Raw genomic sequence first — 12843 nt, forward strand, 5'->3', positions numbered from 1 at the left:
CACAGCGTGGCCTTAGGCGGCCCGCCTAAGCTCGTGCTTCATGCGGGCCGTGCTGATCGTCAATCCCACAGCAACTTCCACCACTCCGGCCGCGCGCGATCTGCTGGCCCACGCGCTGAAAAGCCGCCTGCAGCTCAGCGTCGAGCACACCAACCATCGGGGTCACGGCACCGAACTCGCGCAGAAGGCCGTGGCCGACGGTGCCGACCTGGTGGTCGTGCACGGCGGCGACGGCACCGTGAGCGGGGTGGTCAACGGCCTGCTGGGCCCGCCCGGGCCGCTGCCCGGCGGACCGGTGCCCGCGGTCGCCGTGGTTCCCGGCGGGTCGGCCAATGTGCTGGCGCGGTCCCTGGGCATCTCCACGGATCCGGTCGCGGCCACCAACCAGCTGATCCAGCTGCTCGACGACTACCAGCGGCGCGCCATCTGGCGGCGGATCGGCCTGATCGACTGCGGCGAGCGCTGGGCGGTGTTCAACACCGGCATGGGCGTCGACGCCGAGGTGGTGGCCGCGGTCGAGGCCGAGCGGAACAAGGGCGGCAAAGTTTCGGCATGGCGCTACATCCGCGCCGCGGTGCCCGCCGTCTGGGCCTACACCCGCCGCGACCCGATGCTGACGCTCGAACTTCCCGGCCGCGAACCCATCACCGGGGTGAGCTTCGCCTTCGTGTCGAACTCGAGCCCGTGGACGTTCGCCAACGAACGGCCGGTGTGGACCAACCCCGGCTGCAGCTTCGAGTCGGGCCTGGGGGTGTTCGCCCCTACCACCATGAAGCCGATCCCGACCCTGCGAATCGTGCGGCAGATGTTCGCCAAACGGCCCGCATTCAACTTCAAGCACCTCATCACCGAGGACGACCTGCCGAGCGTGCGAGTTACCTCGACCGGGGGCGCGGTCGCGTGCCAGTTCGACGGCGATTACCTCGGCGTGCGCGAAACCATGACGTTCAAAGCCGTCCCGGACGCGCTGGCCGTGGTCGCCCCTCCGCAACAGAAACGGCACTGAGCTGCGGTAATGCGATGCAGCGACCCGGGTGTGGGGAAAATTACCGGTCAAGTGGCCCATGGAGTGTAGTACAACGGAGTAAGGGCTTGGCTACGAGTTGATCAAAGTGAGATAGCCCACGAGCGAACTCACACTATTGACATCTGTTGAGCCTGTGAAACGATCAAAAGGTTGCATGCAGAAATTTACGCAGGAGTCCGGACTCCTTTTCTTCTGCACGCGTTAAACAGCCGAAGAAAATGGCCGTGCGCCTTGCTGCGCACTCAGTGAGGAGTAAAGACGTATGGATTGGCGCCACAAGGCGGTCTGTCGTGACGAAGACCCGGAGCTGTTCTTCCCGGTAGGGAACAGCGGCCCGGCGCTCGCGCAGATCGCTGACGCGAAACTGGTCTGTAATCGGTGCCCGGTGACCACAGAGTGCCTCGGTTGGGCCCTGAACACGGGCCAGGACTCGGGCGTCTGGGGCGGCATGAGCGAAGACGAGCGGCGCGCACTGAAGCGTCGCAACGCCCGGACCAAGGCCCGCAGCGGGGTTTAACCCAGATAACGCAAACCGTGCGGCCTCGACGAAAGTCGGGGCCGCACCTTTGCGTGCGGGTGCGCCGCGCGCCTACAACAGCAAACGGGTGCGCCGGCCGATCGGCACGCGCAGCACCACATCGGTGCCACGGGCGGGCGCCTGACGCATGCCCAGGGTGCCGTCCAGCTCGGCCGACACCAGGGTTCGCACGATCTGCAGCCCCAGGCTGTCGGAGGTCTCCAGGCTGAATCCCTCCGGCAGCCCGCGACCGTCGTCGTGCACCACCACGTCGAGCCAGCGCGCCGAGCGCTCGGCGCGGATCGTCACCGAGCCCTCCTCGACCGCCGGGTCGAAGGCGTGTTCTATCGCGTTCTGCACGAGTTCGGTGATCACCATGATCAGCGCGGTGGCCCGGTCGGAGTCCAGCACGCCCAGGTCGCCGACCCGGTTGATGCGGATCGGCCGGTCCACGGACGCAACGTCGTTCATGATCGGCAGGATCCGGTCGATCACCTCGTCGAGGTTGACCTGCTCGTCCACCGACATCGACAGCGCGTCGTGCACCAAGGCGATGGACGATACCCGGCGCACCGACTCGATCAGGGCCTCGCGCCCCTCGGCGTTGACCGTCCGGCGGGCCTGCAGACGCAACAGCGCCGCCACGGTCTGCAGGTTGTTCTTCACCCGGTGGTGGATTTCCCGGATGGTGGCGTCCTTGGAGATCAGGGCCCGGTCGCGGCGCTTGACCTCGGTGACGTCGCGGATCAGCACCGCCGCGCCGGCGCTGGCCCCGTCGACCATCAACGGCAGCGTGCGCAGCAGCACGGTGGCTCCCCCGGCGTCGACCTCCATGCGCATGCTGCGCCCGCCGGCGACCAGATCGCGCACGTGCTCGGCCACCTCCTGCGCCTCGAACGGGTCGGAGATCAGCGGGCGGGTGACCTCGATGAGGTTGTGCCCCTCCAGCTCGGTGGTCAGGCCCATCCGGTGATACGCCGACAGCGCGTTGGGGCTGGCGTAGGCGACGACGCCGTGCACGTCGAGGCGGATGAAGCCGTCACCGGCCCGCGGGGTCGAGCGCGACATCACCACGTCCCCGACGTCGGGGAAGGTCCCCTCGGCGAGCATGTGGACCAGATCGGTCGCGCACTCGCGGTAGGCGATCTCCAGCTGACCCGACGCACGGTCGGCGGCCAGCGCGGTCTGATGGTGGGTCAGCACCGCCACCACCTTGCCGCCGTAGCGCACCGGCGACGCCTCGACATGGGTACCCGGCAGCCACGAATCTTCCTGTCCCGCAGCGTCATTCCGCTTCGCGGTGCCCGACGCGAACGTCTCGGCCACCAGCGCCAGCCGGTCGGAGTCCACGGCGGTGCCCACCGCATCCGTCAGTAGCGCCGTGGGTGCGGTGTTCGGCCGGCACTGCGCCACACACACCAGCACGCCATCGTCGCGCCGCACCCACATCAGGTAGTCGGCGAAGGACAAATCGGCCAGGAGCTGCCACTCCCCGACCACGGCGTGCAGATGATCCACCGCGTTGCCCGGCAGCATCGTGTGTTCGGCGAGCAGATCACCGAGAGTTGACATTGCTTACTCCCCGGGTCGTTCCCCGGCGGCTGATCGAAGGGGCCGGACGGCTAGCTGATGACCGCGATGAGGTCGCCCGCCTGAATGACGTCGCCCACCGACACGCTGACCTTGCTGACGGTGCCGCCGACCTCGGCCAGGACGGGGATCTCCATCTTCATCGACTCCAGCAGCACCACGACGTCGCCTTTGCCGATCTGGTCACCCTCGTTGACAACGACTTCGAGCACGCTGGCCACGATCTCGGCGCGCACATCCTCCGCCATCTTCACCCCACTCGTCTCGGCCTTCGCGCAGGCTGGCTGCTGGTTCATCACGGTTCTCTCGGGCCCATCAGGCTCGGATACATCGAACCACAGGACCCGTCGGGACCGCGGCACACGGCCCCCCGACAGGCCCCGACGAGGGCGAAGACACTGCACAGGACGTTCCATGAGAGAATGGTCGACAAGCCAACGGGCGCCGGGCGCCTGGTTTGACAAGCAATCACGGAGGTTTTCCATCATGGCCAAACGTGGCCGGAAGAAGCGCGACCGCAAGCACAGCAAGGCCAACCACGGCAAGCGGCCCAACGCCTAAAGGGACGCTACTGCGAACCCCGGATGATCGTGGTGCGGCGGATCTCGAGCCGTAACCGCTCACGCAATCCCTCGGGGGCCTTCTCGCCCCTGCACTTGGTGGCGATCAACGCCTTGATCCGCTCTTCGAGCCCATAGTGCTTGAAGCAGCCGGGGCACGCCTCGAGGTGCTTGCGTAACTGCTCGCGGGTGTCCGGGCCGCATTCACCGTCGAGCAGCAGCCAGACCTGGCGGATCACCTCCGCGCAGCCGACGCTGCCATGAGACTCGTCGTTGGGGCAGGCGTCGGGCGAAGCACCGCCCTGGCCGGAGAACTCGCTCATGACGACACCTCCTCGTGCGTCTGCTGACCGCGGTTGAAGCCCCGCTCCTTGGCGACGTCGGCCAATAGGCCGCGCAGCTGCCGTCGGCCGCGGTGCAGCCGTGACATTACCGTTCCAATGGGCGTATCCATGATCTCGGCGATTTCCTTGTACGGGAAACCTTCGACGTCGGCGTAATAGACCGCCATCCGGAATTCCTCCGGCAATGCCGCCAGCGCCTCTTTGATCTCCGAGTCAGGCAGCGCCTCGAGGGCCTCGACCTCGGCCGAGCGCAGCCCGGTCGACGAGTGCTCGGCGTTGGAGGCCAGCTGCCAGTCGGTGATCTCCTCGGTCGGATACTCCGCGGGCTGGCGCTGCTTCTTGCGGTAGCTGTTGATATAGGTGTTGGTCAGGATCCGGTACAGCCACGCCTTGAGATTGGTGCCGGCCCGAAACGAGCGGAAGCCCGCATAGGCCTTCACCATGGTCTCTTGCAGCAGGTCCTCGGCGTCGGCGGGATTGCGCGTCATGCGCAACGCGCCGCCGTACAGCTGGTCGAGCAGGGGAATCGCGTCGCGTTCGAATCGCGCCGTTAATTCCGCGTCCGTCTCTTCGTGCGCTGGGGGCTCGGGAATCTCGGGCCCCGTCACGCCATCGCGGCCATCGTCAGAGTCGGCCATGTCGATAAACCCGGTCCCTTCTGCGGCGGTGTCACCGGAGGCCACCGAAGGCGCCACCGGACTCGCAAGGAAGCCAGCCAACAGCTCCTCGCCTAACAGGCTCGTCGCCGTTGACACCACGCTGCTCCTCCCAATCTAAAGGCTGACCCCGACACCGTCCGTCCGGGTCCGCTGCACCGCATGTGAGACCGATTGGATCAACAGCGTGCGCGACCCCGCTATTTCCGCAGCGCGATCGGGCCGGTGGCGGTGCCGGCCGAGCCGATCGGACCCCGATCCGGCCGATTCGGGCGTGGCGTTAGTGTGACGCCATGTCCCTGAACGGCAAGACCATGTTCATCTCCGGCGCCAGCCGCGGTATCGGCCTGGCCATCGCCAAGCGTGCGGCACAGGACGGTGCCAACATCGCGCTGATCGCCAAGACCGCCGAGCCGCACCCGAAGCTGCCGGGAACGGTGTTCACCGCGGCCAAGGAGCTCGAGGAAGCCGGCGGACAGGCCCTGCCGATCGTCGGGGACGTCCGCGACCCGGAGTCGGTGGAGGCGGCCGTGGCCAAGACCGTCGAGCAGTTCGGCGGCATCGACATCTGCGTCAACAATGCGTCGGCGATCAACCTGGGATCCATCACCGAGGTGCCGATGAAGCGGTTCGACCTGATGAACGGCATCCAGGTGCGCGGCACCTACGCCGTTTCCCAGGCGTGTATCCCGCACCTGAAAGGCCGGGAGAACCCGCACATCCTGACGCTGTCGCCGCCGGTGCTGCTGGGCCAGGAGTGGCTGAAGCCGACGGCGTACATGATGGCCAAGTTCGGTATGACGCTGTGCGCGTTGGGCATCGCGCAGGAGATGCGCGCCGACGGCATCGCCTCGAACACGCTGTGGCCGCGCACGCTGGTGGCCACCGCCGCGGTGCAGAACCTGCTGGGCGGCGACGAGGCGATGGGACGCGCCCGCAAGCCCGAGATCTACTCCGACGCGGCCTACGTCGTCCTCAACAAGCCGTCCAAGGAGTTCACCGGCAACATGCTGTTGTGCGAGGACGTGCTGGTGGATTCCGGCGTCACCGACCTTTCGGTCTACGACTGCATCCCTGGCTCGAAGCTGGGCGTCGACTTCTGGGTGGATGGCGTCAACCCGCCGGGATACACCGGCCCCTAGCAGCCCTGAGGCATTACGGTGGCCGCCACACCGGGCATCGCCGCTTTGGTGAAAGCCGGTGTGGCGCACCAGGTTCTGACCTTCGATCACGATCCGCGGGCGCAGTCGTTCGGCGCCGAGGCGGTCGAAGCGCTCACCGCGGCGGCCGGCATCGAACCGGGACAGATCTACAAGACCCTCGTCATCACGGTGCCGAACGGATTGGCGGTCGCGATCGTGCCCGCGACCGCGCGCCTGTCGCTGAAGGCGGCCGCCGCGGCGCTGGGGGTCGCCAAGGCGGCCATGGCCGAGGCTGCGGTCGCCGAGCGGAGCACCGGTTACGTCGTCGGTGCGGTCTCGCCGTTCGGCCAGCGCCGGCGGCTGCCGACGGTCGTGGACTCCAGCGCGCTGCGCTGGGAGCGGGTGTTCTGCAGTGCCGGCCGTCGGGGCTGGGAGGTCGCGGTGGCGCCGCAGGACCTGATCCGCCTCACCGGCGCGGTCACCGCCGACATCAGCCGAACGTGACGACCACCTTGTCCGCGGCCCCCGGGGTGTGCGCCAGTTCGAGCGCCTCGCCGACGTTGTCGAACGGGATGGTGTGGCTGACGATCAGCGCGTATTTCTCCCAGTTCGCGACGAGATCCTTGGTCACCTCGAAGATCTCGTCGGGGTAGCCCATGGAGCCGAGGATGGTGATCTCGTTGCTCATCACGTTGACGAACTCGACGGGTACCGGTTCCTTATGCACGCCAACGATTCCCAGCGTCGCGCCCCGCTGTGCGGCGGCCAGCGCGGTGTTGACGACGGCGGGCACACCGGCGGCGTCGAGGTAGATGTCGGTCCCGGCCTTGCCTGGAAACATCGATTCGCCCTCGCCGTGCAGTTCGATCAGGCGCGCCACCACGTCCTCGTCGGCCGAGTTGATGACGGCGTCGGCGCCGATCCGCAGCGCCTTGTCCAGCCGCCCGGGGATCAGGTCCACAACGACGACGTGGTAGACGCCAAGGGATTTGAAGGCAAGCACGGCGCCCAGCCCGATGGGCCCGGCCCCGAACACGACGACCTTGTCCGTCGGTTTGGGCCGGCAGCGGTTGGCGCCGTGGCGCGCGACGGCCATGGGTTCGTTGAGCGCGGCCACCTCCCACGGGATGTGATCCGGGATCACCTCGAGACTCGTTCCGCGAACCGCGTTTTCGATCAACAGGTAGTCGGCGAGTGCCCCGCTGGCCCCGCCGTTGCCGATGATGCCGCTGGGCGCGGCCATCGGGTTGATGACGACGTGGTCGCCGACGCAAAGCCCGCTCACCTGCGCGCCGACCTCGACGACCTCCCCGGCGGGCTCGTGGCCGAGCGGGGTGTGCCCCTGGCGCGGTGGGATACCACCGATGGTGATGTAGAACGCGTCCGAACCGCAGATGCCGCAGGCGCGCATCCGCACCAGGACGTCGCGCGGCCCGACGGCGGGGCGTTCGGTGTCCACTACCTCCGCTTTGCCCGGTCCGGTGACAACGGATGCCTTCACGGCGTGCCTTCCAGTTCGATGTCGAAGGTGTCGAGATATTCGGCGAATACCGGCGCCAGCGCTTCGACGCTCAGCCCGTATTCGTCGAGGCGATAGGCGTTGAGCGCGAACCGATCCTGCGGGTGCGCGGTGAGCCAACTGCACATGCGCGCTTCGGATTCGGCGGTCAGGGGTTCATCCGCCCACTCGTAAATGCGCCGCATGACGTCCATCGGGTCGCGCATCATCTCGTGGTAGTACATGTGGAAGAAGCGCTCGTCGCCGATGCGGTCGCGTGCCCGCAGCGGGCGGTCGACGTGGTAGCGCATCTGCCACATCGCGAGCCGGCCCATCTCGGTCTGGTCCAACAGCTCGGTGTTCATCACCAGGCTCTGGGGCAGCCGCCACAGGTTGCACAGCGACCCGGTCGCCTTGTACGGATCGCGGTGCGCCCAGATCAGCCGGGCGTCGGGAAACACCTTCAGCAGCGCCTCGATGTGCACGGAGTGCGACGGCATCTTCAGGCTCCAGTTGCCCGGCGCGGTGGACTGCAGCACCTGCAGGTAGCGCTTCTGGTATTCGTAGGTGCTGCTCATGTCCGCCTCGTCGAACAGCCAGCGTGCGTAGCGGCCCGTCGGCAGGAACGAGTCCCAGGACAAACCCTTGAAATCCTGGTTGTGGATGAACATGTCCTCGGTGGGACCGTCGGCGTCTTCCCAGTGCGGCAGCGGCATTTTCGCCTGCGCCACCATCTCGAGGATCTTGCGCTGCTCCTCCAGTAGCGCCAGGCAACGCGGATCGGTGCGCAGCGTGTCGGTGCCGGCGGGCGGAATGGGATCCACGCACTGCCAGTGCAACAGGGATCGCCGGGCCGGGTCCTGGTCGAGCAGGTAGCTGATAACCGTGGTACCGGTGCGGGGCATGCCCAGCACGATCAGGGGCCGCTCGACTGGCGCGTCCAGCACTTCGGGGTGGGCCTGGATGTAGCCGTGCACCTGCATGCGCCGCGCCAGCGCGTTGGTGGCGTCGTCGAGGACCCGCTCGCGCCCGAACGGGGTGAAGGCCGGTGAGGTGTTGACCTCGTCGAGGATGAGCTGCAGTCCCGCACGCCATGAGTCGGAGTCGATTTCGGTGAGGCCGGTGCGACCCGCCGCCAGTTTGAAAACGCCGTCGGGGGTCGCGAGGTTGTCGTAGTCGCTCATGGCCCTAGACCGTCAGGTATCCGCCGTCGACGGCGATGGTGCTGCCGGTGATGTACGAGGCGGCATCGGTACACAGGAACAGCGCCGCACCCGCGCAGTCCTGGGGTGTGCCGGGCCTGCCCAGCGGGGTGTGGAAGCCGATCTCGACGTCCATCACCTCGGGAATTCCCATGGCGGGGTGGGTCATTCGGGTGTCGATGAGCCCGGGCGCGATGGCGTTGACCCGGATGCCGTCATTCGCCCACCGGCGCGACAGGTTCATCGTCAAGGCGATCAGGCCCATCTTCGACGAGGCGTAGCCCGGGACGAAGACCGCCGAGCGGAACGCGGACATCGACACGACGCTGACGACGCTCGCGCCGCCGGGGGCCTGGCTGGACTTGAGGCGCTCATGACAGCGCATGGTCAGCCGCATCGGGCCCAGCATGTTCTGCGTCACCGACGCGACGTAGCCGTCCGGGTCGTACTCGTCGCCCGCGGGATAGGGGCCGCCCGCGTTGTTGACCAGGATGTCCAGGTCGCCCAGCGAATCAGCCAGGGCGTCAACGGATTCCGGGTCCCGGATCTGGCACTGGCGGTAGGTGAACGCGCTCAGCTCCGTCTCGGGATAGTCCGCGGCCGACCCACGCGTGCCGGTCACCGTGACGGCGGCCCCGGCACCGGCGAACGCTGCGGCGATCGCGTTGCCGATGCCGCTGGTGCCGCCGGTCACCAGCACGTGGGCGCCGGTGAAATCGAAGTTGACGGTGTTCATTCGGTCGTCCTCAATTCGTTGATCGACTTGGTGAGCCAGGCCTTTTCCCAGAAGTTGCCGGTATCGGCCAGCAGCGCCTCGTGGGCGTCGGCGGCAGCCGCCCGCGCACCGGCATGCAGCGGCTGGGCGGCCAGGATCAGGTCGGTGAGGTGGATGGCCTGCACCGGCCGTCCGGCGGTCAGGTGAGCCCGCGCCGCGTCCACGAGCACGTCGGCGCCGGCGGCGCTGACCACGTCGGCGGCCACCGAATCCGCTGGCACGCCGTATAGTTCGGTGGTCGAGCGGTGCCGGAACCATCCGGTGTACATCTCCCAGATCGCCCGCACGTTCCAAGACGTCTTGCCGTAGCCTTCGCCGATGTCGAGGTGCTCGGGGACCTTGACCTCGCGCATCGCGGTGTGAATGTCCGCGCCGGAGTTCATCAGCTCGGCGGTGCGGTCGTGCACGGCCTGCATCCCGTCCCGCATCGCGGTGACCTCCTCGGCGATGCGATCGGCGCCCTCGATGGGGTCGAAGTGGCCGGTGATCAGCCGCCGCGGCCCGTAGTCCAGCACGGTGTTCAGCGATTCGATGTAGAGGATCGGGTCGCGGTACCGGTCGCCGCGGATGGTCATCAGGTTCGGCACATGACCGAACAGCGGCCCGAACAGGTTGCCGGTGAACAGGATTCGATCCTCGGGCAGCCACACCACCAGCGCGTCGGTGGTCTCGCCGCCGGGCGTCCACGCCAGTTCGAACGTGCGCCCGCCGACCGTGAGGGTGTGGCGCTGGTCGAAGGTCGTGGTCGGCTCCGGAAACGAGAAGTCGATGGTGGCGGGGTCGATGGTCTTGAAGTGCTCGAGCATCGCGTCGGAGAACTTTCCGAAGGCGAACGACGTCTTGGGCATGCGGTAACCCATCAGCAGCGTGTTGTCGTCGCGCCAGTACCGGTAGTTGCGATGCATCACCACTTGGGTGTCCGCGTCGCGCAGCGTGTGCACCCCGCCCCAGTGGTCGGCGTGGCCCTGGGTGACGACGATCGCCCGGGTCGGGCCGGCCACGTCGGCAAAGGCCTTGCGATGCAACGGTCCTTCGAAGACCAACCCGCCGTTGACGATGACCCGTCCGTCGCCGGTGGCCACCGCATACGAATTGGAGACGCCCGGCGACATCCAGACGCCGTCGCCCAGGGCCTGCGCGGGAGTGTCCGTCGCCGCCGAAAGGTCGCTCGCCCCGGGGCGCTCGCGATGAATCCCTGCCATGACTGGCGATCCTCTACAGTTCTAGAGGTAAAGTCAATAACCTCGTCTCGGGAAGGAGGCGCTCATGACACTGCGCGGGCTGGCCGACAAGGTGGCCGTCGTCGTCGGCGGCGCCACCGGCCTCGGTGCGGCCACGGCCGCCCGGCTGGGCGAGGAGGGCTGTCGGGTGGTGATCGGTGACGTCGCCGTCGACGCCGCGCAGCGCACGGCCGCGCGCATCGCCGCCGCCGGCGGGACGGCGACCCCCGTGGCGTTCGACCTGGCCGACCCGGCGTCGGTCGCCGGCCTGATCGATTCCGCGGCAACGACTTACGGCGGAGTGGATCTGCTGTTCAACGTCGGCGCCGACATGGGCACCATCCGCGCCGACACCGACGTCGTCGACATCGACTTCGCCGTGTGGGACCGGGTGATGGCGGTGAACCTGCGCGGATATGTGGCGGCCATGAAATGCGCGATCCCGGAAATGCTCAAGCGCGGCGGCGGGGCGATCGTCAACATGTCCTCGGCGGCGGCGTTCCAGGGCGAGCCCGCACGCCCGGCCTACGCCACCGCCAAGGCCGGGATCGGCGCGCTCACCCGCCACGTCGCCTCGCGGTGGGGCAAGGACAACATCCGGTGCAACGCGGTCGCGCCCGGGTTCACCGCAACCGAGACCATCCGTGCGGTGCCGCAATGGCCGGACCTACAGGCCGCCGCACTCAAGCGCATCCGCGGCCCCCGCGTCGGCGAGCCGGGCGACGTCGCCGCGCTGGTCGCGTTCCTGCTGTCCGACGAGGGTGAATGGATCAACGGTCAGGTCGTCAACATCGACGGCGGCACGGTGCTGCGCTGAGGATGGAGATGGCCACCGACAGATCGCGCAGACGCAACGGCGACGCACGCCGTCGCGACCTGTGCGATGCCGCCATCCGGGTGCTGGCCGAGCACGGCTCGCGCGGGCTGACGCACGGTCAGGTGGACCGCGTCGCCGGCGTCCCCGAGGGCACCACGTCGTACTACTACCGCACCCGCGCCGCCCTGCTGCGCGGCGTCGGCAAGCGCGTCGCGGAGATCGATGTGGCGAACCTGCAGTCGGTGATCGACGAGCCGGTCGATCCGCTGTCGCCGTTCGCTCATTTGGCGCGGCTCACCATGATTCAGGCCAGCGGGGACGGGTTGATGCTCAACAGGGCGCGCCACGAACTGCTGCTCGGGGCCGCCCGCGATCCCGGTCTGGCCGAGACGTCGCAGGTGTTCGTCGCGCGGATCAACGCCATGGCCCACGACGCCATCGCGCACCTGCAGCCCGACACCCGCGACCCGGCGCTGCTCGACGCGCAGACCACCGCCGTCACCACGTTCATCGCCGGTGTCTTCACCCGGCTGGCCGCCGGCGACCGCAACGTCGGGGACGCCGAGCAACTCGGCCGGCTGCTGGAGGCCGTGGCCACCGCGGTGGCGCTCGCGGCCCAGCGAAGTTGAGTTCCGGCGAAAACCACTCCCCGGCCCGTCGATTCCGCATACCGTTGCCCGATGGACATCAAGCGTTTAGCCGCCGCGACTCTGCTGGCGATGGCCGGGCTGCTGACGATCGGTGTGGGCGTCAGCGGCGCCGACACGATCCAGACCGAGGGCAACTACCCCACGCGGGAGGCGTGTCAGGACGCCGGCCCGGGCGTGAAGGCCACGACCCCGGGCAGCTGGAACAACTTCTGGTGCATTCCGGACCGTAACGTCAACGGCAACTGGAAGTTGGTGCTCAGCAACTGATTCGGTGCCGTCGGTCGAGTCCATCGATTTCGGATACTGGAAACGCATATCGAAATCACTTGTGCCACTGTGGTTTCAGTAGTCTCTGGGCGCCGATTTTTGTCGGTGGTCCTCGCTAGTTTGGCGGTGTGAGTGATGAGCAGGATGTCGAGGCGGCGTTCGACGCGCTCGATGCCGCCTGGGATCAGGTCTGCGCGCTGAACGTCGACGCGCTGAAGCCGCGCCAACAGTTGGCGGTGTTGGCGCGCTGCGAAAAGCAGCGCCGGCGCATCCCGGCCGTCGAGCACCCCGTGATCAATGCCCTGGCCCGCCAAGCACCTTCGGTCGAACTCGGCGGCACAGCAGTCCAGGCCATCGCCGAGGCGACGCTGATCAGCCGCGCCGAAGCCGCCCGCCGCCTCAACGAGGCACGCGACCTGGGCCCGCGCCCAGGGTGCCGTCGCGTTGTCCGGCGGCGGTGGCGGGCAGCATCGGGCCCAGCGGTTCGCCGGTCAGGCCGTGGCGCGGGCCCAGGTCGCGTGCCTCGTTGAGGCGGCGGGCGGCTGCGCCGCGGCTGATCAGCGTCGCCTCCGCGATCC

General features: G+C 68.0%; 16 protein-coding genes and 2 pseudogenes. 9 read left to right on the top strand and 9 right to left on the bottom strand.

All coding sequences use genetic code 11. The annotated features are described in order from the left end of the window. The first annotated feature begins 40 nt into the window (after positions 1 to 40). On the top strand, positions 41 to 1006 hold the full coding sequence (locus A5659_RS03630; RefSeq protein WP_066867921.1) for a diacylglycerol kinase family protein: 966 nt from the start codon (positions 41 to 43) through the stop codon (positions 1004 to 1006). A gap of 283 nt (positions 1007 to 1289) precedes the next feature. Beyond that, positions 1290 to 1544, top strand: coding sequence for a transcriptional regulator WhiB1 (gene whiB1, locus A5659_RS03635; RefSeq protein ID WP_003874607.1), 255 nt, complete (start codon positions 1290 to 1292; stop codon positions 1542 to 1544). A gap of 72 nt (positions 1545 to 1616) precedes the next feature. On the opposite strand, the gene A5659_RS03640 is transcribed toward whiB1, so the two are convergent. Both A5659_RS03640 and A5659_RS03645 read right to left on the bottom strand, forming a co-directional pair. Then, a complete protein-coding gene (locus tag A5659_RS03640; RefSeq protein ID WP_067024140.1) occupies positions 1617 to 3116 on the bottom strand; it encodes a sensor histidine kinase in 1500 nt (499 codons plus the stop codon). A 50-nt stretch (positions 3117 to 3166) separates the two neighbouring features. Continuing rightward, a complete protein-coding gene (locus A5659_RS03645; protein WP_066867974.1) occupies positions 3167 to 3382 on the bottom strand; it encodes a biotin/lipoyl-binding carrier protein in 216 nt (71 codons plus the stop codon). A gap of 238 nt (positions 3383 to 3620) precedes the next feature. Here A5659_RS03645 and A5659_RS28915 point away from each other — a divergent pair, with 238 nt between their 5' ends. Further along, positions 3621 to 3695, top strand: a complete 75-nt coding sequence (locus A5659_RS28915) for a 50S ribosomal protein bL37 (protein WP_011728008.1) — start codon at positions 3621 to 3623, stop codon at positions 3693 to 3695. A 7-nt stretch (positions 3696 to 3702) separates the two neighbouring features. Here the strand turns inward: A5659_RS28915 and rsrA are convergent, their stop codons facing one another. Next, complete coding sequence (rsrA, locus tag A5659_RS03650; RefSeq protein WP_066867915.1) at positions 3703 to 4017, bottom strand: mycothiol system anti-sigma-R factor; 315 nt, start codon at positions 4015 to 4017, stop codon at positions 3703 to 3705. Then, positions 4014 to 4676: a sigma-70 family RNA polymerase sigma factor gene (locus A5659_RS03655; RefSeq protein ID WP_066867911.1), complete on the bottom strand. Its 663-nt coding sequence runs from the start codon at positions 4674 to 4676 to the stop codon at positions 4014 to 4016. Before A5659_RS03655 ends, rsrA begins: the two co-directional genes overlap by 4 nt. A gap of 311 nt (positions 4677 to 4987) precedes the next feature. On the opposite strand from A5659_RS03655, the gene A5659_RS03660 reads away from it, so the two are divergent. Then, the gene (locus tag A5659_RS03660; RefSeq protein WP_067179341.1) at positions 4988 to 5836 is read left to right on the top strand and encodes an NAD(P)-dependent oxidoreductase; all 849 of its coding nucleotides are present in this window, start codon (positions 4988 to 4990) and stop codon (positions 5834 to 5836) included. 18 nt (positions 5837 to 5854) lie between these two features. Continuing rightward, the gene (locus tag A5659_RS03665) at positions 5855 to 6340 is read left to right on the top strand and encodes a YbaK/EbsC family protein (RefSeq protein ID WP_067179343.1); all 486 of its coding nucleotides are present in this window, start codon (positions 5855 to 5857) and stop codon (positions 6338 to 6340) included. Here the strand turns inward: A5659_RS03665 and A5659_RS03670 are convergent. The 4 genes from A5659_RS03670 to A5659_RS03685 are packed head-to-tail and all read right to left on the bottom strand — an operon-like array spanning position 6327 to position 10513. After that, positions 6327 to 7337: a zinc-binding dehydrogenase gene (locus A5659_RS03670; RefSeq protein WP_067179345.1), complete on the bottom strand. Its 1011-nt coding sequence runs from the start codon at positions 7335 to 7337 to the stop codon at positions 6327 to 6329. The genes A5659_RS03665 and A5659_RS03670 overlap by 14 nt on opposite strands. Beyond that, positions 7334 to 8518: a sulfotransferase gene (locus A5659_RS03675; protein WP_067179347.1), complete on the bottom strand. Its 1185-nt coding sequence runs from the start codon at positions 8516 to 8518 to the stop codon at positions 7334 to 7336. The genes A5659_RS03670 and A5659_RS03675 overlap by 4 nt, the downstream gene beginning before the upstream one ends. 4 nt (positions 8519 to 8522) lie before the next feature. Then, a complete protein-coding gene (locus A5659_RS03680; RefSeq protein ID WP_067179349.1) occupies positions 8523 to 9272 on the bottom strand; it encodes an SDR family NAD(P)-dependent oxidoreductase in 750 nt (249 codons plus the stop codon). Beyond that, complete coding sequence (locus A5659_RS03685; protein ID WP_067024129.1) at positions 9269 to 10513, bottom strand: alkyl sulfatase dimerization domain-containing protein; 1245 nt, start codon at positions 10511 to 10513, stop codon at positions 9269 to 9271. Before A5659_RS03685 ends, A5659_RS03680 begins: the two co-directional genes overlap by 4 nt. Positions 10514 to 10577: 64 nt before the next feature. Here A5659_RS03685 and A5659_RS03690 point away from each other — a divergent pair, with 64 nt between their 5' ends. From A5659_RS03690 to A5659_RS28920, 4 genes and pseudogenes are all read left to right on the top strand, one after another. Continuing rightward, a complete protein-coding gene (locus tag A5659_RS03690; RefSeq protein ID WP_066867892.1) occupies positions 10578 to 11348 on the top strand; it encodes an SDR family NAD(P)-dependent oxidoreductase in 771 nt (256 codons plus the stop codon). Positions 11349 to 11356: 8 nt separating this feature from the next. Continuing rightward, entirely contained in the window at positions 11357 to 11977 is a 621-nt protein-coding gene (locus A5659_RS03695; protein WP_066867971.1) for a TetR/AcrR family transcriptional regulator, read from the top strand. Positions 11978 to 12028: 51 nt separating this feature from the next. Continuing rightward, on the top strand, positions 12029 to 12265 hold the full coding sequence (locus tag A5659_RS03700) for a hypothetical protein (RefSeq protein WP_066867890.1): 237 nt from the start codon (positions 12029 to 12031) through the stop codon (positions 12263 to 12265). A 290-nt stretch (positions 12266 to 12555) separates the two neighbouring features. Then, positions 12556 to 12633, top strand: a pseudogene (locus tag A5659_RS28920) (hypothetical protein); the annotation flags it as partial. A gap of 55 nt (positions 12634 to 12688) precedes the next feature. Here the strand turns inward: A5659_RS28920 and A5659_RS27585 are convergent. Beyond that, positions 12689 to 12843: pseudogene (locus tag A5659_RS27585) on the bottom strand (DUF222 domain-containing protein); the annotation flags it as partial.

Source organism: Mycobacterium sp. 1165196.3 (assembly GCF_001673415.1).
In the GTDB taxonomy this organism is placed as follows: Bacteria; Actinomycetota; Actinomycetes; order Mycobacteriales; family Mycobacteriaceae; genus Mycobacterium; species Mycobacterium europaeum_A.

Bases quoted from the DNA above. Each gene is read 5' to 3' on its own strand.
- A5659_RS03630 (WP_066867921.1), top strand. From the start codon at position 41: ATGCGGGCCGTGCTGATCGTCAATCCCACAGCAACTTCCACCACTCCG.
- whiB1 (WP_003874607.1), top strand. From the start codon at position 1,290: ATGGATTGGCGCCACAAGGCGGTCTGTCGTGACGAAGACCCGGAGCTG.
- A5659_RS03640 (WP_067024140.1), bottom strand. From the start codon at position 3,116: ATGTCAACTCTCGGTGATCTGCTCGCCGAACACACGATGCTGCCGGGC.
- A5659_RS03645 (WP_066867974.1), bottom strand. From the start codon at position 3,382: ATGGCGGAGGATGTGCGCGCCGAGATCGTGGCCAGCGTGCTCGAAGTC.
- rsrA (WP_066867915.1), bottom strand. From the start codon at position 4,017: ATGAGCGAGTTCTCCGGCCAGGGCGGTGCTTCGCCCGACGCCTGCCCC.
- A5659_RS03655 (WP_066867911.1), bottom strand. From the start codon at position 4,676: ATGGCCGACTCTGACGATGGCCGCGATGGCGTGACGGGGCCCGAGATT.
- A5659_RS03660 (WP_067179341.1), top strand. From the start codon at position 4,988: ATGTCCCTGAACGGCAAGACCATGTTCATCTCCGGCGCCAGCCGCGGT.
- A5659_RS03675 (WP_067179347.1), bottom strand. From the start codon at position 8,518: ATGAGCGACTACGACAACCTCGCGACCCCCGACGGCGTTTTCAAACTG.
- A5659_RS03680 (WP_067179349.1), bottom strand. From the start codon at position 9,272: ATGAACACCGTCAACTTCGATTTCACCGGCGCCCACGTGCTGGTGACC.
- A5659_RS03685 (WP_067024129.1), bottom strand. From the start codon at position 10,513: ATGGCAGGGATTCATCGCGAGCGCCCCGGGGCGAGCGACCTTTCGGCG.
- A5659_RS03690 (WP_066867892.1), top strand. From the start codon at position 10,578: ATGACACTGCGCGGGCTGGCCGACAAGGTGGCCGTCGTCGTCGGCGGC.
- A5659_RS03695 (WP_066867971.1), top strand. From the start codon at position 11,357: ATGGCCACCGACAGATCGCGCAGACGCAACGGCGACGCACGCCGTCGC.
- A5659_RS03700 (WP_066867890.1), top strand. From the start codon at position 12,029: ATGGACATCAAGCGTTTAGCCGCCGCGACTCTGCTGGCGATGGCCGGG.